Here is a 20262-nt window from a genome sequence, read left to right on the forward strand (position 1 = left end):
AGGATCAAAAGATCGCGAGGCAAGCTCGCTCCTACAGGGGGTGGTGATCTTTATTCCGCTAGAGGCGTACCACCCTCAATACCCGGCAAAAAACCCGCAAAGCTGCTGCGGCATCGGCGGCACAGGCGTGATCTGACGCCACATACCTTGTAGGAGCGAGCTCGTCTCGCGATCTTTTGATCCTTTAAAAGATCGCGAGGCAAGCTCCTACAGAGTGGTGTTTCAACGGCGGGCTTCGTACACGCCGCGGGCAATCGCGCGGGCGACGCAGGTAGCGGCTGCGGAGCCAATGCGGCCGATATCGACCTGGCGCCGCGGCCCTGGGCTCAACTCAACCTCACCGCTGGCCAGGGCAAACACGGTGTCGCCATCGAACGGCAAATGCGCCGGGCGCACGGCCATGGCAATGCCGTCCTGAGCCATGATCGCCACGCGCTTGCAGTCCGCCGTACTCATCTGCGCATTGCTGGCGACCACCACCAGCGTGGTGTTGGCCCCGGCCTGCAAGCGCCCCATCGAATCCAGCCGCGACAATTCCGGCATCGGGTCATTGCATGCCTGTTCACCTTGCGGCCTTGCTCCACCCGCCTCGCCTTCGATCTCCCACGGCCACGCCCAGAAGGTTTCGCCATCGGGCATGTACACCGAACCAATCGGGTTGGCCACCACCAGCGCCGCGACAACAAGCCCGTCGCCCAAGTCCAGCGACGCCGAACCCAGCCCGCCTTGCAGCACACCGGCCATGGCACCACGCCCAGCGCCCGCCGCGCCCAGGGCGAAATCAACGCCGCAGTTGTCCAGCGCTTCAAAGCCCAGCCGACGATAAGGCGGCTCCAGCCCCCAGTCCTTGTCGCCGTCGTTGGCCAAATCATGCAGCACCGCCGCCGGGACGATGGGGATGGCTGGCGCGCCCGCCTTCAAATGCAGGCCAACACCTTGCACCGACAACGCCGCCGTGACCGCATCCGCAGCGCCCAAGCCAAACACCGAGCCACCGGAAAACACCATGGCATGCAGTTGGCCCACCATGTTCTCCGGCTCCAGCGCCGCCGACTCGCGCCCGCCCGGCCCACCGCCACGAATATCGACGCTGGCTGTCCAGGCACGTTCGGTACGGATCACCGTGACGCCCGTGTCGACACGCTCATCGATGGCGTGGCCGACCAGCAGGCCAGGGATGTCAGTGAGCAAGTTGCGGGGTCCGGGATGTGGCATTGAATCGCTTCCTGAATAGGTGGTGGTGCCTGAGGTGGAGCAAGTCATGTGCCAACGCCCCCCAAGCCGTCAAGCCCCCGGTTCGCCCCTCATCCCCCCTGTAGAAAAAGCAACACCCTGATCGGCCATTGCTACAAAAACACCACTACCCGCTGCACGAAGCCTGCAAGCCGTTGTTAACAAAGGCTTTTCAACAATGGCACAGGCCTTGCTCAAGGGACCTGTACCAGAGCTTGAGACCGATGACCCAGAGCATCCGCAACAAGCCGCCTTTACCTACTTTTTCGCGACGCTGACCCCGTCGCCTTACCCAAAAGGTTGGCCACCCAGCAGGGCGCGAACCGGGGAACATACTGGAGCCTTCGTACCATGACTTCTTCACGCATCACTGGTTTACGCCAGCCGCGCAAGACCTTCGCCCACAGCCTGCTGTTTCTGGCGCTGTGCGAAGCCGCGACTGCCGGGAGCCCGCTGCTGGCCGCCGAGACCAAGACCGATAACCCGCTGGACACCGTGGTGGTGGTGGGCAACCGGGGCCAGGCCCGTACCCTGGCAGAAAGCACGGCGCCGGTGGATGTGATCTCCTCCCAGCAGTTGCTGGCCACTGGCGAGCCGGACCTGACCCGTGCCCTGAACCGCGTGTTGCCGTCCATCAACCTACCCGCCTCGTCCGGTTACGGCTCGGCCTCGGTGGTGCGCCCGATCAGCTTGCGCGGCCTGAACGGCGACCAAGTGCTGGTGCTGGTGAACGGTAAACGCCGCCACAACAGCGCCCTGCTCAACAACGGTACGTCGCTGAACTCCGGCTCGCAGCCGGTCGACCTGGACATGATCCCCACCGCGTTGATCGATCATGTCGAGATCCTGCGTGACGGCGCTTCAGCCCAGTACGGCTCGGATGCCATCGCCGGGGTGATCAACATCGTCCTCAAACAGACCGACCACGGTGGCAGCCTTAAAACCACCTACGGCCAGAACTACCAAAACGGCGACGGCGAAACCATCCGCCAGACCGGCGACGTCGGCCTCGCCCTGCCCAACGACGGTTTTATCAACTTTGGCCTGGACGTCAGACACCAGAAAGTCTCCGACCGCTCCGACAAAGCCCCGTACACCGACAGCGCGGGCAACACCAGCCTGGAACACACCTACTACGGCACCGGCCTGCCGGAAGCGCGCAACTTCAGCATGGGCTACAACGCCGAATTGCCGGTCAGCGATGACCTGACCCTGTACTCGTTCTCGACCTACACCCGCCGTAACTCTGAAAAACCTCTGGCATTCCACCAGCCTGCAAGCTTTGACGGCATTGCCACGCCATTCCCGGACGGGATTGAAGACACCCTGCGCTTTATCGAAAACGACTTCCAGGTGGCGTTCGGTGGCAAAGGCACCGTGGCTGGCTGGGACTACGACCTGTCCAGCACCTACGGTCAGGACCACGCCGAAGCGACCCTGCGCCATACCTATAACCTGAGCTACGGCCCCGACTCGCCGACCTCGGTGGACACCGGCGTGAAGACCTTCAGCCAATGGACCAACAACCTCGACCTGACCCGCTCATTTGACTTCGGCCTGGCCAAGCCGACGCAAATTTCCTGGGGCCTCGAGCAGCGCTACGAGAACTACAAAATCGGCAAGGGTGACTACGCCTCCTACGCCAGCGGCCCGTTCGACACCGGCGCCAGCGGTAACCCGATTGCACCGGGCACCATCTCCGGGGCCGGTACCACGCCCGCAGATGCTGACCAAAAAGGCCGCACCAGCCTGGCCGCTTATGGCGAGGTCGGACAGGACCTGACCGATAAATGGCATGTCGATCTGGCAGGCCGTTACGAGCACTACAACGACGGTTCGGGCACCACCACCAACGGCAAGATCGCCACTCGCTACCAGTTGACCCCGATCCTCGCCGTGCGCGGCAGCGTCAGCACCGGCTTCCGTGCACCGTCGCTGGCCCAGCAGATCTACAGCTCGACCTCGCAGACCAGCGTCAACGGCAACCTGTTCAACTACCGCAACGTGGCGGTCGACTCTGACGTGGCCAAGGCCTTGGGCGCCACCACCCTCAAGCCAGAGAAGTCCACCAACTTCGCCTTGGGCCTGACCCTGCAACCGACCGATGCCACCAGCATCACCCTTGATGCCTACCAGATCAAAATCAAAGACCGCATCGACCAGACCGGCTACCTGGGCGGTACGCCGCAAATCGACGCGATCCTTGCCGCCGCCGGGCTGCCGACCAACCAGGCGGTGACTTACTTCACCAACGCCCTGGACACCACCACCCGCGGGATCGACCTGATCGGTGACTACCGCCAGAACCTGGGCGCCTACGGCAACCTGCGCTACACCCTGGGCTTTAACTGGAACACCACTGAAATTGACGACATCCACGCCTCGCCACTGGCCCAGGCAACCCTGGGCGCGGACGGCGGCTACAACCGTCAGCGCCAGGGCAACCTCAAGCACGGCAACCCGGAATCCAAGCTGATCCTGGGCACCACCTGGACCATCAACAAGTTCGATGTCGGCCTGAACTTGACCCGCTACGGCGAGTACACCCAGTACGGCACCGCAGAAATCTACGACCGCACCTTCTCGCCAGCCTGGATCACCGACCTGAACGTGGACTACCACCTGACCTCGAGCCTGACCCTGACGGCGGGCGCCAACAACCTGTTCAACATCTACCCGGAACGCACCCACCTGCCGAGCAGCTCGGGCGCCTTCCCATACGGCAACTTCTCGCCGTACGGCACCACGGGTGGTTACTGGTACACCGGCGTGACATACAACTTCTGACCCATTGCCCTGCCGCCCCAGCGGCGGCAGGGTTTTGCCGAACACTTGCACGGAGGCTGTCATGACCCGCCGTACCGACCCACTGATACTGGGCGCTTGTTTCACCAGCAACAGCCCTGGCCTGGACGTCGAACGCCTCAAGGTCCTCGTCCGCAGCGCCGAGCGCGGCAAGTTCGATGCACTGAGCTTCAACGCACTGCCTGACTATTTTGAAGCGCTGACCTTGCTGTCAGCCCTGGCCGCCGTCACCGATCGCATCGGCCTGATCGCCACCCCAAGCGACACCGAGCCTTTCCACATCGCCCGTAAACTCGCCTCCCTCGACCACCTGTCCCAAGGCCGCGCCGCCTGGGGTGTCAGCGAACTGCATCGCGAGCGCGCTGAAGAGCTCCATGATGTGGTCACCGGCTTGTGGGACAGCTGGGATGACGAGGCTTTTATTCGCGACAAGGCCAGCGGTCGCTACTTCGACCCGGCCAGGCTGCACACCCTGAATCACCGGGGCGAACACTTTTCGGTACGCGGCCCACTGAACGTCGCCCGCCCGCCACAAGGCCATCCCGTGCGGGTGCAGGTCGTCACAACAGAAACAGACATCGCTCTGGCCGCCCGCGTGGCAGACGTTATCGTCACCGCGCACGACGCACTCCCTGCCGCCCAAGGCTTCTACCAAGCCATCAAACAGCGCGCTGCCGCGTTGGGCCGTGACCCGAAACACCTCAAGATTCTGATCACTGACCACTCACTCTCGGGCACGCCCAGCGAGGTCGCCGAACGCTTCGAGCAGTGGTTTCAGGCCCGCGCCTGCGATGGTTTTCAGGTGCACTTCCCCTCTTGCCCTGATGCCCTCCACCGCTTTGTCGATGAGGTCATCCCGCTGTTGCAACAACGCGGTCTGTTCCGCCACGACTACACCGCCAGCACGTTGCGCGAACACTTGGGCCTGCCGCGTCCGGCCAACCGTTTCAGTGCCAGCACACCGGCGCAGGCAACGGTAAGATGACGCCAGCGCACCCTTTTTCACCCTCGACGGAACCTGCCCATGGCCCTTGAATTTAGTTGGCAACTGCCGCTCTGCGAATCGGGAGCGAGACCCGACTGGACAGTGCAGCCGGGGCACTGGATTCAGGTGGCCCAGGCCGTCGAATACGCCGGGCTTGATGGCCTGTGGATTCCCGGCGGTGCTCAGTGTGCCGACAGTCTGGGGGTCGCCGCCGCGCTGTGCGCACATACCCGGCGCCTGCACCTCACCGTCAGCGTGCCGCCGCAAGTGATGCTGCCCGCCGCGCTGGCCAGCACCGTGCAGAGCCTGCAATCAATCAGCGCCAATCGCGTGCGCCTGCACTTGCCCGACAGCCAGCAGAGCCATTTGCGCCACACCTTCGACGACTGGCTCAACCGTGACCAGCGCAGCGAAAGTATCGGCGAATACCTCGACATCCTTAACCGTCTGCTGCGTGGCAGCGAACGTGGCTTTACCTACAGCGGTCGCTATTTTCAGCTGGAAAATGCCGGTTACGCCCGACGCGATCTCCCGGCTCCGGCCATTATTCTCAACGACAGCCAGAGCCCGGCACTGATCGCCAGCCAGGCCCAGATGTGCCTGTTGAGTGCCGCGCCTCCGGGGCGCTTGCGCCAAGCCATCGAGCGTCAGCGCGACGCGAACCCCTCTGCGCCACTGACGTTTGCCTGCACCTTGGGGCTGATCCTCGCGGACACCGAGGCGCGGGCCTGGGAAGCAGCCGCCCGACAACTGTCAGCGCCGCCTGCCGTCGCGGCCAGCAGCGATGACAGCGTGTTGCGGTTGCAACGCGACGCTCATCCGCTGCGCCGTTTCGAGGTCCATCCCAACCTGCTGCAAGTGGAATCAGGGCAGCCGGTCTATCTGATCGGCACACCCCAGCAACTCGCGACCCGCCTGCAAGAGCTGCACGGCCTGGGCATCGAACACATTGTCATTCAGGGCCAGCCGTCGGTCAGCGACGTGCTGCGCTTTGGTGAACAGGTCCTGCCCCTGCTGGCGGCCCAGGGCCTGCGCAAGGAGAACACCTGACATGACCACATCGGTTAACGGCCCCATCGAGCTCAACTGGTTCCTGCCCACCAACGGCGACGGCCGGCACCTGACCAGCAGCGGCCTGCCCAGCGTCGGGCTGTTCCAGCAAGGCGAACGCGCGCCCACCCTCGACTACTTGCGCCAGGTGGTGCGCGCTGCCGAACTCGGCGACTTCGACGGGATCATGGTGCCGACCGCCAGCGGTTTTGAAGACCCTTGGCTGATCACCGCCGTGCTGGCCCAAGAGGTGCGCCGCCTGCGCTTTCTGCTGACGTTACGGCCAGGGCTCGAACTGCCCGCCTACAGCGCCCACCGTGCGGCGACCCTGCAGTTGCTCAGCGATGGCCGTCTGGACCTGCACGTGGTCAGCGGTTCAAGTCGTTTCGAGCAGCGCTCGCTGGGAGATTTTCTTGAGCACGACGAGCGTTATGCGCGCACCGCCGAGTTTCTCGAGGTCTTCCAATCGGTCTGGCGCGGCCGCAGCCAGCCCTTCCATGGGCGCTTTTACCGCAGCGGTGGCGGCGGCCCGATTGCGCCCCAGGCCCAGGCGCCGGCCATTTACTTCGGCGGTGCTTCGGACGCTGCCGAGCAAGTCGGCGCAGCCCATGCCCAGACCTACCTGATGTGGTGCGAGCCCCCGGCGATGATCGCCGAGCGCATCCAGCACATGCGGGAACTGGCCGCCGCACGCGGGCGTGCCCTGCGTTTCGGTCTGCGCGTGCACGTGTTTGCCGCGCCTACCGATGATGCCGCCTGGGCGCATGTCGAGCGGTTGCTGGAAGAGATCCCCAAAGAGGCCATCGAACAGGCGCAGTTGCAGATGGCGACCTATGAATCGGTGGGGCAAACACGCCAGACCGGGCTGGTCAAAGGGCGCGGACGACGCGCGCGGGAACTGGAAGTGTCGGCCAACCTCTGGGCCGGGGTCGGTCTGGTGCGCGGCGGTGCAGGTACTGCGCTGGTGGGCAGCTACGAACAGGTGGCCCAGCGGATTGAGGAGTACTACCAACTGGGCGTGGAGTGCTTCGTGCTATCGGGCTTCCCGCATCTGGAAGAGGCGATTCACCAAGGCGCGGAATTACTGCCGCTGTTGCGCCGCATCACTCACGCGCAACGCGGCTGACAACAGGCGGCGCACTCAGCCCTGAGTGCGCCCCTTGAGCATCCCGTGATTGACCAGCAAGGTGCGCATCGCATTGCGGGTGATGCCCAGCAGCGCGGCGGTGCGCAGTTGATTGAAACCGCAAAAGGCAAACGCCTCGCGCACAATCAAATCTTCAATGTCGTGCAGCAGCGTATCGCCCGGCACCTCGAACAGGCGCAACAACTGTTCACGCATCACTTCTTGCGGCAGCCTGTTAACACTGCTCGCGCTCGCCTTGGCCACGCTCAGCCCGCCGGAAAACTTCAAGTGCTCCGGACGAATCGGCTTGTCACCGGCCACCAGCAACGCCAGGTGCACAACGTTTTCCAACTCACGAATATTGCCCGGCCACGGGTACTCGAGCAGCGCTTGCGTGGCTGACTCAGAAAGCATCGGTTCATTGATCTTCAACCGCGCGCTGTAGATGCGGCGGAAATGCTCCACCAGCGGCAGGATGTCCAACGGTCGCTCGCGCAGCGGCAACACGCCCACTTGAGCGACGTTGATCCGGTAAAACAGGTCAAGACGGAAATTGCCCGCCTCCACCGCTTGCTCCAGATCGACGTTGGTGGCCGTCACCAGCCGCACATCAATCTTCACCGGCTTGCGCGACCCGACGCGCACCACTTCCTGCTCCTGCAACACCCGCAGCAGTTTGACCTGCAAGGGCAGCGGCAGATCGCCAATTTCATCGAGGAACAGCGTGCCGCCATCGGCCTCTTCAAACCAGCCTGCGCGGCGTCCGGTGGCTCCGGAAAAAGCACCGGCTTCGTGACCGAAAAACTCACTCTCGGCGAGGGTTTCACTGATCGCCCCGCAGTTAACCGCGACAAAAGCGCCCGGCCGACCACTGGCGGCATGCAGATAACGCGCGACCAGCTCCTTGCCGGTACCGGTTTCACCGTTGATCAACACCGGCACCTCGCTCGGCCCCACGCGCTGCAAAAACTCCAGCAACTGGCGCGAACGCGGGTCAGCAAAAACCAGGGCCTTGGCCCGGATGGACAGGGGGTCCTTTTCACCCTGAGGGAACGTCAAAATCGGGGTCGGATGTCCCAGGGGGCCGCTCATGGCAAGGCATTCCAGCGTAGGTAACTGTCGGAGAGTGATACTTTACCGAGCGGGAGTTATAGCTAGAAATACTTAAAAAGAATTACTACCAAACTTTTCAAGATATTGGAGAAGATAAAAAACAAGGCACCTGTAGGAGCAAGCTTGCCTCGCGATCTTTTGATCGTTTAAAAGATCGCGAGACAGTTGGCTCCTACAGTCAGTGCAAGGCAGGCTTGGTTAAGCCTTTTGCGACGCCGGGATCTTCACGATCCAGCCAGCCGGTGCTTCAACGTCGCCGGACTGGATGCCGGTGAGTTCGTTGTACAAGCGCTGGGTTACCGGCCCTACGGTTTCCTGGCTGTGGAAGACGTGCAGTTTGCCAGCGTACTGAATGCCGCCAATCGGGGTGATTACGGCCGCGGTGCCGCAAGCGCCCGCTTCGGTGAAGCGGTCCAGCTCGTCTGCACGGACGTCGCCTTCAATCACGGTCAGGCCCAGGCGGTCTTTGGCCAGAGCCATCAACGACAGACGGGTGATGCCCGGCAGTACCGACGCCGAACGTGGGGTGACCAGTTCGTTGTCTTTGGTGATTGCAAAGAAGTTGGCCGAGCCGACTTCTTCGATGTAGGTGTGGGTCAGCGGGTCCAGGTAGATGCAATCTGCAAAACCGGCCTTCTTGGCTTCGGAACCCGGCAGCAGGCTGGCCGCGTAGTTGCCGCCCACTTTGGCTGCGCCGGTGCCGTTAGGGGCTGCGCGGTCAAAGTCGGAAATGCTGAAGTCGCACGGTTTCATGCCGCCTTTGAAATACGGGCCAACCGGGATGCAGAACACGCTGAAGATGAACTCAGGGGCGGTGCGCACGCCGATGTTGTCGCCTACGCCGATCACGAACGGACGCAGGTACAGAGCGCCACCCGAGCCGTATGGCGGGATGAAGTGTTCGTTGGCTTTGACGACCTCGGTGCAGGCATCGATGAACTGCTCGACCGACACACGCGGCATCATCAAACGGTCGCAGCTGCGTTGCATGCGCAGGGCGTTCTGGTCCGGGCGGAACAGGTTGATCGAGCCGTCCTTGCAGCGGTAGGCCTTCAGGCCTTCGAAGCACTGTTGCCCATAGTGCAGAGCGGTGGACCCTTCGCTGATGTGCAGCACGTTGTCTTCAGTCAGCACACCGTTGTCCCACTTGTCGTCGCTCCAGCGAGACAGGTAGCGATAGTCGGTTTTGATGTAATTGAAGCCCAATGTGCTCCAGTCGATACTCGGGACAGACATGATTACCTCGAAAGCGGTTCTTGGCAGGTTATGCGGCATCGGCAAGGTCGATGCCTTTATCACGGGCCAGTGTGCCAGCCACTCACGGCCAGCGCACCGGGGTCATTAAGTATTTGCGAAAAATAACGTGCGGTTCGTCGTGTTGAGCCCTGAAGGCCGAACCAAAGTGGCCATTTTTATTGCACGGAAAAACCGGTTAGGCAAGTGTCTCGATGGGGCTGACTGCCATCAATGGCCCGCGTTGTCGCCCGGTTCAATCCCCAGTGACTTGATCAGGTCATCTGCCCGCTCGTCGGCACCCGGCTCATCGGCGCGCCACCAACGACTGGAAACACGCATGGTGTAGCGTCGCCGGTATTCAGAGGGCGTAACCCCGGTGGCGCGCCTAAACAGGCGGCGAAAGGCACTGGCATCTTGGTAGCCGCAATACTCCATGACCTCAGTCAGGTCGATCAGTGTCACTTCCAGCAGCTGTTTGGCCCGTTCCACCCGCAGGCGGTGCAGGTAGTCCAGCGGGGTCATGCCTTCGACCTCCTTGAAATGCCGCAACAAGGTGCGCGGGCTGGCGGTCGCGGCCTGAGCCACGCGCTCAAGGCTGTAGGGGGTCTGAATATGCTGCTGAATCCAGTGCTTGGCTCGAAACACCACACTGTCGCGGGTTTTCACCGAGATGCCGGGGAAGTTCAGGCCCGACTGCTCAAAACGCATGGGGTGATAGAGCAGCCCGTTGGTCGCAATTTGCGCCATTTCTTCGCCCGCAAAATGGCGAATCAGTTCAACCACCAGGTCACAGACCGCCGCCGGTGCCCCGGCAGTAAAAAACGGGCCATCCACCACCACCGGGCCTTCCATCGCCATCTGCACGCCGGGGAAGCTGGACGCAAACCAGTTGGCAATCATCCACGTAACCGTGGCACGCCGACCATTGAGCACACCGGCACGCGCCAGCATCACCGGGCCGTTGAAGCTGGCCGCAATCACCCGGCCTTGGGAGTGGTAGCGGGCGATGCAGTTCAGCTCTTCGCTGCATTGATCGAGCACATGGTTGAGGTCCGGGACGCTTTTCATCTGCACGCCCGGGACAAACAGCGCAGTTTGCGAGGGCCGTAAGGTTTTGCGCCCACCGGCAGGCGACTGCATGGCCGTCATCCAGTCGGGCAGCGGCAGCTCCTTACCCACCGCATTAATCAGCCGCCAGTGAAAGAACGCCCCCCGCTTGTCGGGGTTACGCATCTGCCAGAGCGTGTTGAAGGTGCGCAGAATATCGATAACGCTGAACAGCGTCCCGGCCATGCTATGCGGGCCGTGGAGTAAATCAATTCGGACGTTCATGGGCTAACCCGGCGATATTGGACTTATTGTTGGCGATATTAGCTTTATCTCTATGCCCTGTCTGCCAGCGGCACTCGTCGCACCTCCCTCGCACCCTACGCCTACACGTTCAATCCACCTGGATAAAGCGCACGCCAAGCGCGGCGCCCGTTGTTTAGCCAGCGTTTTGGCTGGCGATATTGGCCCTATTGCTGTCGGTATTCGCCGTATTAGCGCCCGACCTTGGGCGATAGACTGAAAACGCCTGGCATCCCACAAAAACAAAACGAAGGTAGTGCTCAGTGAACACAACAATAAGAAAAGCGTGGGCCAAGGCTGGCAAACCCGTCATGACTGGACTCTCCACGGCGCTGCTCTGCGCAGGCATGACAGCACCGGTATCAGGGGGCGAACTGGTGTTCGGCGACCTGCGGTCCGGGCTCGGCCCAGGGATCGAATGGCAGCAGGACGACACCCACCTGAGCGTTAAAGGTGCCGTGAAGCTGGGCACGGTGCGGCGCATGGACAACCCGAGCCACCGCCTGACCAGCACCGAATACGGCATGAACCTGTTCAATGACGGCGACCTCAACTACAAGCGCGGCGATGCCGTGTCGACGTCGCTGGAAACCTATCTGCAAGCCGACCTCAGCCACCGTAACCTCGGCGTGTTTGTCAGCGCCAAAGGCTGGTACGACTACGCGCAAAAAGATCAGGGCGTGGACTATGGCAGCGTGCCGAACGGCTATCGCTCCGGCAAACCCTTGAGCGATGACGGTTTCGACTCGCTGGCGCGGTTTTCCAACGCGGTCATCGACGATGCCTACGTGTATGGCAACTTCCAACCGGGCGGGCATGACCTGTTGGTCCGACTTGGCGATCAGGCGATTCCTTGGGTGACACCGACCACCATCGGGGGCGGCCTGCAGGCCGTGAACGCATTCGACTGGGCCGCCGCCCGGCGCAGCACCTCGATTGCCGAAGCCCGCACCGTGGCGATGCCCGCGCTTTACGCCAAGCTGGCCCTGACCGATAACCTGAGCGTCGATGCCTTTAATCAGTTTGAGTTGCGCCCCAATGCCTACCCCGGTTGCGGCACTTTCCTGTCGACCAGCGATTACGCGCAACCCGGGTGCAACCAGTTTTTACTCAACGGCAGCATCCTCAGTTCGCTGGCCGGCCGCCCGATCTTTACCCCGGACGGCCAGGCCCTGAATAACCCCCTGGACAGCGTGGCCCGCGGCCCGGACCATCGCCCCAGCGACAACCAATACGGCGCCGGCCTGCACTACTTGTGGGATAACGTCGGCATGTTTGGCTTGTATTTCGCCGACTACACCAGCCGCGATGCCATCACCCAAGTGGTGCGCACAGGGCCCGGTGTGCTGACACCCCCGGCCGCTAACCTGGGCCAGGCCGCCCCCACCGGCGTGGCCGCGTATTACCAGCGCGCCTTCCCGACCCACATCCGCCTCTACGCCCTTAACTTCAAGACCCGGCTCCCGGACGGCACCGGGATTTATGCCGAATACAGCTACCGGCCCAACCAGCCCATTGCCTGGAACGGTTCGGACTTCATTACCGGTTTGCTGGGCGGCAGCGGCCCCTTTGCTTATCTGACTAAAACCCCAACCGGCTATTTGGCACCCGGCTACGACCGCTTTCGCGTCAGCCAATTCAACCTTGGTGCCAGCCGCCCGCTCGGCCACGTGTTGGGCGGTGACATGAAGCTGTCGGCCGAAGCCGGGTTCAAATATGTGCACGATCTGCCGGACACCGACGAGCGCCGCTACGGCCGCCCCGGTTTTGGCAGCGCGCCCTACGGTGATAACGCGAAATGCACCGGCCCGGCGGCTAAATGCTCAATGGACGGGTTTGTCACGCCGTTTTCCTGGGGCACCCGCGCCAAAGCCGAAATCCACTATAAAAATGTGTTGCCGGGGCTCGACCTGACACCTTCGCTGACGGTGCTCTATGACGTTAAAGGGCATGCCTATGACGGCGTTTTTTCCGAAGGCCGCTACGCACAGGTGCTGGGCGTGCATGGCGAATACCAAAAAACCTACACCTTCAACGTCAGCTACCTGAACACCGGTGGCGGCGATTACAACCTGGTCGCCGATCGCAGCATGTTAGAGGCCAGTGTCGGCATCCGCTTCTGAGCGCCCCTATTGAAAAGGCCATACCCATGCACTCATTGACCGATAAACGTCGCCCTCTGGTGGTCGCGCTGTTGATGACCGTCGTCATTATCAGCGTGCTGGATAAAACCATTTTTGCCTTTGCCGGCCCGCAGATCATTGACGAACTCAAGCTCACAGCCGAGCAGTTCGGCTTTATCAGCAGTGCGTTTTTCTTTTTGTATTCGATCTCCGGCGTGCTGGTGGGCTTTGTGGCCAACCGCATGCCTAGCCGCTGGATCCTGTCAGGCATGGCCCTGGTGTGGATGACCGCACAATTGCTCGCGGCCCTGTCCACGACGTTCATCAGCCTGTTAGCCAGTCGCGTGCTGCTCGGTGCCGGTTGCGGGCCGGGCACCGCCGTCACCCAGCACGCCTGCTTCAAATGGTACGCCACCCGTGAACGGGTCTTGCCGGCCGCGCTGATTCAGGTGGCAATCATGCTTGGCGCCATCGCCGGGGCGCTTGCCTTGCCCAAATTGATAGAGCATTACGGCTGGCGCACGGGGTATGTGCTGCTGGCCGGGATTGGCCTGATCTGGCTGCTGCTGTGGCAACTTTATGGCCGCGAAGGGCAGCACGATGACACCAAAACAGCCAACGGCGAGACCTTGCCGACGCTGCCTTATGGCCGTTTGTTGCTCAACCGCACCTTTGTCTGCATCACTCTGGTCGCCTTTTGCAGTTACTTGCCCAACGCCCTGCTCTACAGCTGGCTGCCGACGTACCTGCAAAAAGGGTTGGGCATGACGCCCATGCAATCCGGTTACCTGGTGCTTGCCACCACGCTGGGGGTGATTGCCATCAACCTGCTGGTCTCCAGCCTGGCCCAACGCGCCATGAAACGTGGCGCCAGCATCCGCAAAGCGATGGTGGTGCCACCGTTGCTCGCCTGCCTGATTGCGGGCGTGGCGTACATCGTCATGGGCTTTACCACCACGGCCCTGACCGTGACGCTGGGCTTGTTTTTGCTGGGCAGCATTCTGCTCAACCTGTTGTCTGCGTTTGGTTTCAGCATCGTTGCCCACATCGCACCGGCCCGCCAACGCGGCAGCATGCTGGCCATCCATATCGCCTTGATGACCACGGCCGGCATGCTCGCGCCCCTAGTGGTCGGGCAGGCCATTGGCTGGCAGCACGGCAACCTGGTGAACGGCTTCGAACTGGCCATCGGCCTGTTTGGCATCACCCTGTTGGTCTTCAGCGTACTTGGGCTGCTGTTGATCGACCCGGAGCGCACCCGCCGCGAGCTCAATGCCGACACTCCCCTTGCAGGTTTACCGGCCGCCAGCCCGGCCTAGCCTGCGCGTCATGACACCTCCCGACTTTGCATAGGAACTGCTTGATGGACTTATCCTGCTTTTCACAGAGCTACGCCCAAGCGCGGCAAAAATTCCTTGAGGCCTGCTCCAATGCTGACCTCAAGGTGGAATCTCACCTTCACCCGCTGACCGGCAAGGAGGGAGAAGAACTGGCCATTGATGTGGCGCTTTCAGGATCGCCCTGTGCGGCCAATTTGCTGGTTGTGAGCAGCGGCGTCCACGGTGTTGAAGGCTTTTGCGGCTCGGCAGTGCAAGTCGATCACCTGCGTGACCGCAACTGGATGCATGACAGCCACCGAGAGAATGTGGCCGTGCTGTATCTGCATGCGCTCAACCCTTATGGCTTCTCTTGGCTGCGCCGGGTCAACGAAGACAACGTCGACCTCAATCGTAACTTCAATGACTTCAGCCAGCCGCTGCCCGTTCACTCCCCTTACCGTGCCGTCGCCCCGTGGCTGGTACCAAAGCGCCAGCCGCCTACGCTTCTCAGCACCCTGAGGTTGGCGGGTTACGCCTTGCGACACGGGCCTAAAGCACTGCAAGCAGCCATCACCAGCGGACAGCACATTGATCCGCGCGGTCTATTTTTTGCGGGCACTCAACCCACCTGGAGCAACCTGCAACTGCGCCAGATCATCCGCCGTCTGGGCAGCCATTGCCAACGCATCGGCTGGATCGACGTGCACACGGGGCTCGGCCCTTATGGCGTAGGCGAGCGCATTTACAAAGGGCACACCACCTCAAACGACATTGCCCGGGCGCGTGAATGGTGGGGGCCGCAGGTCACCTCCAGCGAAGACGGCTCGTCTTCCTCTGCCGTGCTCAACGGCACGTTGGACCTGGCCGTGATGCAAGAATGTCCCTTGGCTCAGTACAACGGCTTGACCCTGGAATACGGCACCAAACCCGGCCCTGCCGTGCTCAACGCACTGCGCGCCGATCAATGGTTGCAGAACAATCCACAGGCTAATGACACCCAACGCACTCAAATCAAGCGACAACTTCGCGATGCCTTCTACATTGATAGCGATGACTGGAAACGACGCGTGCTGGAACAAGCGCGAGAGGTCATGGCACAGACCCTGAAAGGGCTTTCCATGACGTAGCAATCTGTTACATCAGCGCAAATCTCCAGTGCCATTGCTGGACTAAGTTGATGGTGCCCTCGCCAGCACGCCGTCGATGGAGTCACCTCTCAAGCCAAAAAGGATATTCAGGATGAATGCATATTTGATGGAAGCGTTAAGACAGATCATGCAGCAGCTCAAGACCACACTTGATGAGCATGGCGATGAGATCACCACCACCCTTCAGCGTGTGGCGCTGGGGGAGTTAAAGCCTGTCGAGACGCTCACCCCCGAAGAGCTTGAATGCGCGCGTGAGCTGTTTGGCTGGGTGGCGCAACATGACCCGCTCAAGGTCTGGGCCAAGGTTGAGCCACTGTTGCCGGAGTTGATCGGCTCAGCCTCTGACATCGCCCTGGATGAGATCTTTGTCGATCCGGGCTTCGGCGAGTTGCCGCCTTCGCTTAAAAAACTCAAGAACAAGCGCACCCTGGCCCGGCTTGGGGTGCTGTTGGCGAGCTACATCTGCTATGACCAGTTCCACTACCCGCAGCCTGAAACCGGGGTGTACAACATTTCGGGCAGTGCATTCGAAAAGCTCAAGTGGGTGTACCGGTACTGGTTCAATCAGCTGGAAGTTGCTGAACTGGGCTCGGGGCTGGAAGAATTTTTCGCGTCCCAGCGCTTTGAGTTTTTCAACCTGACAGACCCGTCGCCAGACGCCGACAACACAATTGCTTCGGTGTCGGTGTCTTGCGCCGGGGATTTGCTTGCGGTGGATGTACTGACGCCAGAAAACACCGAGCACTTGTTCGATGCAATCACCGATTTTTACAGCAGCGCCGACATTGTCAGCGCCAACCTCGAATCCACGGTAGATAAAAACCAGAAGCCTACCCGTAACCAGCAGCCCGGCGAACCGGCACGGATGAACACATCCCAGGCCATGTTCGACAAGTTCCGCCACGAGGCCAAAATCAACTTCTTCAGCACCGCGACCAACCACGCCATGGACTATGGCGAACCGGGCGTGCTGGCCACCCTCGACGTGCTCAAAAGATCGGGCGCGCTGTATGCCGGTACGGCCGCCAGCCAGGCAGAGCAGAACGAGGTGGTGATCTTTGAAAAAGACGGCATCAAGGTGGCGCTGCTGGCCTACACTTTTGACCTTAACGGCCACTTGGTGCCCGAGGGCAAGTCTTACTTGGCCAACGAAGTGCGCTTTAACGATGTAAACCCGCCGCCTGATTACACCTTGATCAAAAGGCAGGTCGCTGCGGCGCAGGCCAAGGGCGCGGATTGGATCATCGCTTATTGCCACTGGGGCTGGGAGTTTGAAATGTACCCCCACGTCAATATCGTCGATGCCGCGCACAAGGTCATTGAGTGCGGCGTCGATACGATTCTGGGCAACCACCCACATGTCAGCCAGCCCGCGCAACTGATCCCGCGTACCGGCAAACAGGACGCGCTGGTGATCTACGCGTTCGGCGATTTTGTGAGTTACCACCCTGACAGCCGCAACTCCAAGCTGGCATACAGCGTGAAGTTCAACATCGGCAAGGTGAAGGGCACTACCGGGCTGTTCAATTTGCAGGCGCTGCCGCTGTATATCGTCAACCAGAAACTAAAGCCGGAGGACCCCGAAGATGACCGTTTCGACTGCCGCATCGTCAAGTTCTTCGACGTGCTGCAAAGGCCGAACGCGTTTGGCCTGACCGAGCTGGAAAAGAGCCAACTGCCGCACCTGCGTGACAAAGTGTGGAACGACATCCTGTCGCCGCTTTCGAGCATTGCCCAACGTTTTGACGCGTAACACCCTCCTCTTATAACCACCTACCTGTAGGAGCGAGCTTGCCTCGCGATCTTTTAAGATCAAAAGATCGCGAGACGAGCTCGCTCCTACAGAGGCCGTGTCGGCAGAAAAAAATCTCTCGCCACAGCAGTCGTCATATCCCCATGAAAACTCAAAAGATCGCGAGACAAGCTCGCTCCTACAGGTGGGCTTTGGCCTGCATTCACGGACATAACAACTGAAAATAATTTCAATAAAGCACCAAAGCGCTATTGAAGATATTTTCAGTATTACCTAGCATTGCCCTCAGCCTGACAAGAATAAGATGAGGTGTTGCAGTGCCAGAGTTGAAAGATCAAACCTATTGGCTCGAAAAAGCCCGAACGCTGCCACTCGAAGGTCGAGCGTTTATTGATGGCGCTTATGTCGATGCCCAAAGCGGCGCCACGTTTACCTCATACAGCCCAATAGACGGCGCCCCCCTAGCAGCCGTTGCGCAGTGCGCCAGTGCCGATATTGACCTGGCCGTCGCTGCTGCCCGCCGCAGCTTTGAGGCCGGGGTGTGGTCAGCCATCAGCGCTCAAGCGCGTAAAGCGGTGTTGCTGAAATGGGCGCAGTTGCTGGAAACACATACGCGAGAATTGGCCTTGCTGGAGTCTCTGGACAGCGGCAAGCCTATTGCAGACACCACGGGCGGCGACCTGCCCGGCACGATTTATTGCCTGCGCTGGTTCGCCGAGCTGATCGATAAGGTGCACGGCGAAGTCCCGGCCATCGACCCGCAGTTTTTCGGCACCGTGACCCACCAACCGCTGGGCGTGGTGGCCGCCGTAGTGCCGTGGAATTACCCGCTGTTGATGGCCGCCTGGAAGTTCGCCCCGGCCTTGGCCGCAGGTAATAGCGTGGTGCTCAAGCCTTCTGAGAAAACCCCGCTCAGCGCCTTACGCATTGCCGCGCTGGGCCTGCAAGCCGGGCTCCCGGCGGGTGTATTCAGCGTGGTGTGTGGCGACGGCCAAGCCGGCCGAGCCTTGAGCCTGCACACGGACGTCGACTGCATCGCCTTCACCGGCTCGGGCAAGGTAGGGCGTGAAATCGCGAAAAATGCCGCATCTTCAAACCTCAAGCGCGTGTGGCTGGAGCTAGGCGGCAAGTCAGCCAATATCGTCATGGCCGACTGCCCGGATATCCCGCAAGCCGCGCGTTCTGCGGCCGCCGCGATTTTCGCCAACATGGGCCAAGTGTGCAGCGCAGGCTCGCGTCTGCTGGTGCAGCGTTCGATTGCCGATACGCTGATAACAGAACTGCTGCAGGCCGCTGAGCACTATCAACCCGGCCATCCTCTAGATCCTGCATCTGTCACCGGCGCGATCATTGATAGCGTGCAACTCGATCAGGTCTGCCGCTACATCGAGATCGGCGAGCACGAGGCGCAACTGCTCACCGGCGGTCGCACATTAACGTTGGCCGGGACGGGCGCGTATCTGCAGCCCACGATATTCCTGGCCCACGACGCCAACGCACGCATCGCCAACGAAGAAATCTTCGGCCCGGTGCTGACGGTCATTGTCTTCGACACGCTGGACGAAGCCATCGCCATTGCCAACCAGACCGAATACGGCCTCGCGGCAGCGATCTGGTCCTCGGACATCAGCACCGTACATAACGCTACCCGCCGCCTGAAGGCCGGGACCGTGTGGGTCAATTGCTATGACGAACTGGTGGACATGAACTTCCCGTTCGGCGGCTTCAAGGCGTCGGGAAATGGCCGCGACAACTCGGCCCACGCGCTCAGCAAATACACCGAGTTGAAATCCACCATCCAGCGTTGCCGTTAAGGTGAGTCCTGTGCAAAACACTCTTTCCGCATTAATCCCACAAAAATGGACCGTACCCTTGCCGATGGAATACGGCCCCGGCGCCCGTCACGAATTGGTCGCCCTGTGCAAACAATTCAACATTCAGCGGCCGTTCATCATCACCGACCAAGGCTCGCTGAACCTGCCATTCGTAGCCGAGATTCAGCACGCCTTGAACGACGCAGGCCTGGCCTGCGGGCTGTACGGAGGTATAGAGCCCAACCCGACCGACCGCACTATTGTTGCCGGAGCGCAGGCTTACCAAGCCTGGGACGCGGACGGCATTATCGCCCTGGGTGGCGGCAGCGGCCTGGACGGCGCCAAAGCGGTGGCCCTGATCGCCCGCCAGCAGCGTTGCGACCTGTGGGCGTTCGATTTTGATCAACCAGTGCCACAGGGCTTTCACGCAGACGACTTTGCGCCGGTCATCACGATTCCAACCACGGCTGGCACCGGTGCCGAAACTGAAAGCACGGCGATGGTCACTGACACCCGGCGCGGCATTAAAGGCTGCGTCTGGCACCCGCTGGCACGGCCTTCAGCGGTCATCCTCGACCCGGAACTGACCCGCAGCCTGCCCGCCAACCTCACTGCCTGGACCGGTCTGGATGCCATCATCCACGCGCTGGAAGCCTACTTCGTGCCCAGCTTCAACCCGCTGAGTGACGGCGCGGCCCTGCAAGCGCTGGACTTGCTGTGGCATTCCATCGACACCGCCGTGCATCAGGGGCAAGACCTGGAAGCGCGCGGCAAAATGCTGATCGGCTCGTGCCTGGCGGGCGTGGCCTTTCTCAAGGGCCTGGGCCTGGTGCACGCCCTGAGCCACATGGTCGGCGCGACCTACAACACCCATCACGGGCTGACCAACGCAATTATTTTGCCGGTGGTGTTGCGCTTCAATCAGGCCCAGATCAGTGCGCGGCTCAAGCCGGTGGCACAGGTGCTGGACCTGCCGGATGACCGTTTCGACACGTTCTACAACGCCGTATGCACACTGCTAGACCGTCTGAACATTCCCAAGTCTTTAGCCGCGCTCGGCGTTCAACACGCCGACATCGACGCGCTGGCCCTCAAATCCATGGGCGACCCCGCACGCCTGACCAACCCTCGCGACAGCTCCCTTGAGCAACTCAAGGCACTATTGGCCCACGCCATCGACCACGCCCGCGACTGATGACCTGAAACA

The 20262-nt window shown here is 61.2% G+C and carries 14 protein-coding genes; 10 read left to right on the forward strand and 4 right to left on the reverse strand.

Annotation, left to right across the window (positions count from 1 at the left end; translation table 11 throughout):
- Positions 1-222: 222 nt before the first annotated feature.
- Positions 223-1215 (reverse strand): P1 family peptidase, encoded by a 993-nt coding sequence (locus NTD86_RS12620; protein ID WP_262202655.1) that lies wholly within the window; start codon positions 1213-1215, stop codon positions 223-225.
- A gap of 369 nt (positions 1216-1584) precedes the next feature.
- On the opposite strand from NTD86_RS12620, the gene NTD86_RS12625 reads away from it, so the two are divergent.
- The 4 genes from NTD86_RS12625 to NTD86_RS12640 all read left to right on the forward strand — a co-directional run bounded on the left by NTD86_RS12625 (position 1585) and on the right by NTD86_RS12640 (position 7199).
- Positions 1585-4020, forward strand: a complete 2436-nt coding sequence (locus NTD86_RS12625) for a TonB-dependent receptor plug domain-containing protein (RefSeq protein WP_262202657.1) — start codon at positions 1585-1587, stop codon at positions 4018-4020.
- A gap of 61 nt (positions 4021-4081) precedes the next feature.
- Positions 4082-5023 carry an LLM class flavin-dependent oxidoreductase gene (locus NTD86_RS12630; RefSeq protein ID WP_262202659.1) on the forward strand — a complete coding sequence of 314 codons (942 nt, stop codon included), beginning with the start codon at positions 4082-4084 and terminating at the stop codon, positions 5021-5023.
- A 39-nt stretch (positions 5024-5062) separates the two neighbouring features.
- Positions 5063-6073: an LLM class flavin-dependent oxidoreductase gene (locus NTD86_RS12635; protein WP_262202661.1), complete on the forward strand. Its 1011-nt coding sequence runs from the start codon at positions 5063-5065 to the stop codon at positions 6071-6073.
- 1 nt (position 6074) lies between these two features.
- Entirely contained in the window at positions 6075-7199 is a 1125-nt protein-coding gene (locus NTD86_RS12640) for an LLM class flavin-dependent oxidoreductase (protein WP_262202663.1), read from the forward strand.
- 15 nt (positions 7200-7214) lie between these two features.
- Here the strand turns inward: NTD86_RS12640 and NTD86_RS12645 are convergent, their stop codons facing one another.
- The 3 genes from NTD86_RS12645 to NTD86_RS12655 form a co-directional block, all read right to left on the reverse strand.
- Positions 7215-8291, reverse strand: coding sequence for a sigma-54 interaction domain-containing protein (locus tag NTD86_RS12645; protein ID WP_262202665.1), 1077 nt, complete (start codon positions 8289-8291; stop codon positions 7215-7217).
- Between the two features lie 219 nt (positions 8292-8510).
- Positions 8511-9548, reverse strand: coding sequence for a branched-chain amino acid aminotransferase (locus NTD86_RS12650; RefSeq protein WP_262202667.1), 1038 nt, complete (start codon positions 9546-9548; stop codon positions 8511-8513).
- 228 nt (positions 9549-9776) lie between these two features.
- Positions 9777-10880, reverse strand: a complete 1104-nt coding sequence (locus NTD86_RS12655; RefSeq protein ID WP_262202668.1) for a GlxA family transcriptional regulator — start codon at positions 10878-10880, stop codon at positions 9777-9779.
- Positions 10881-11209: 329 nt separating this feature from the next.
- Between NTD86_RS12655 and NTD86_RS12660 the strand changes: the two genes are divergently transcribed.
- The 6 genes from NTD86_RS12660 to NTD86_RS12685 all read left to right on the forward strand — a co-directional run bounded on the left by NTD86_RS12660 (position 11210) and on the right by NTD86_RS12685 (position 20250).
- Positions 11210-13021, forward strand: coding sequence for a DUF1302 domain-containing protein (locus tag NTD86_RS12660; protein WP_262202669.1), 1812 nt, complete (start codon positions 11210-11212; stop codon positions 13019-13021).
- A gap of 26 nt (positions 13022-13047) precedes the next feature.
- Positions 13048-14340: an MFS transporter gene (locus tag NTD86_RS12665; RefSeq protein WP_262202670.1), complete on the forward strand. Its 1293-nt coding sequence runs from the start codon at positions 13048-13050 to the stop codon at positions 14338-14340.
- A 44-nt stretch (positions 14341-14384) separates the two neighbouring features.
- Entirely contained in the window at positions 14385-15467 is a 1083-nt protein-coding gene (locus NTD86_RS12670) for a M14 family metallopeptidase (protein ID WP_262202672.1), read from the forward strand.
- Between the two features lie 112 nt (positions 15468-15579).
- Positions 15580-17241 carry a CapA family protein gene (locus NTD86_RS12675; RefSeq protein WP_262202673.1) on the forward strand — a complete coding sequence of 554 codons (1662 nt, stop codon included), beginning with the start codon at positions 15580-15582 and terminating at the stop codon, positions 17239-17241.
- A 317-nt stretch (positions 17242-17558) separates the two neighbouring features.
- Positions 17559-19055 carry an aldehyde dehydrogenase gene (locus tag NTD86_RS12680; protein ID WP_262202674.1) on the forward strand — a complete coding sequence of 499 codons (1497 nt, stop codon included), beginning with the start codon at positions 17559-17561 and terminating at the stop codon, positions 19053-19055.
- 10 nt (positions 19056-19065) lie between these two features.
- The gene (locus NTD86_RS12685; RefSeq protein WP_262202675.1) at positions 19066-20250 is read left to right on the forward strand and encodes an iron-containing alcohol dehydrogenase; all 1185 of its coding nucleotides are present in this window, start codon (positions 19066-19068) and stop codon (positions 20248-20250) included.
- The last annotated feature ends 12 nt before the right edge of the window (positions 20251-20262 follow it).

The sequence above is a fragment of the Pseudomonas sp. 7P_10.2_Bac1 genome (genome assembly GCF_025465935.1).
Lineage (GTDB): Bacteria > Pseudomonadota > Gammaproteobacteria > Pseudomonadales > Pseudomonadaceae > Aquipseudomonas.

Excerpts from the sequence above, each read along its gene's own strand:
- NTD86_RS12620 (WP_262202655.1), bottom strand. The coding sequence starts at position 1,215 with ATGCCACATCCCGGACCCCGCAACTTGCTCACTGACATCCCTGGCCTG.
- NTD86_RS12625 (WP_262202657.1), top strand. The coding sequence starts at position 1,585 with ATGACTTCTTCACGCATCACTGGTTTACGCCAGCCGCGCAAGACCTTC.
- NTD86_RS12630 (WP_262202659.1), top strand. The coding sequence starts at position 4,082 with ATGACCCGCCGTACCGACCCACTGATACTGGGCGCTTGTTTCACCAGC.
- NTD86_RS12635 (WP_262202661.1), top strand. The coding sequence starts at position 5,063 with ATGGCCCTTGAATTTAGTTGGCAACTGCCGCTCTGCGAATCGGGAGCG.
- NTD86_RS12640 (WP_262202663.1), top strand. The coding sequence starts at position 6,075 with ATGACCACATCGGTTAACGGCCCCATCGAGCTCAACTGGTTCCTGCCC.
- NTD86_RS12645 (WP_262202665.1), bottom strand. The coding sequence starts at position 8,291 with ATGAGCGGCCCCCTGGGACATCCGACCCCGATTTTGACGTTCCCTCAG.
- NTD86_RS12650 (WP_262202667.1), bottom strand. The coding sequence starts at position 9,548 with ATGTCTGTCCCGAGTATCGACTGGAGCACATTGGGCTTCAATTACATC.
- NTD86_RS12655 (WP_262202668.1), bottom strand. The coding sequence starts at position 10,880 with ATGAACGTCCGAATTGATTTACTCCACGGCCCGCATAGCATGGCCGGG.
- NTD86_RS12660 (WP_262202669.1), top strand. The coding sequence starts at position 11,210 with ATGACTGGACTCTCCACGGCGCTGCTCTGCGCAGGCATGACAGCACCG.
- NTD86_RS12665 (WP_262202670.1), top strand. The coding sequence starts at position 13,048 with ATGCACTCATTGACCGATAAACGTCGCCCTCTGGTGGTCGCGCTGTTG.
- NTD86_RS12670 (WP_262202672.1), top strand. The coding sequence starts at position 14,385 with ATGGACTTATCCTGCTTTTCACAGAGCTACGCCCAAGCGCGGCAAAAA.
- NTD86_RS12675 (WP_262202673.1), top strand. The coding sequence starts at position 15,580 with ATGAATGCATATTTGATGGAAGCGTTAAGACAGATCATGCAGCAGCTC.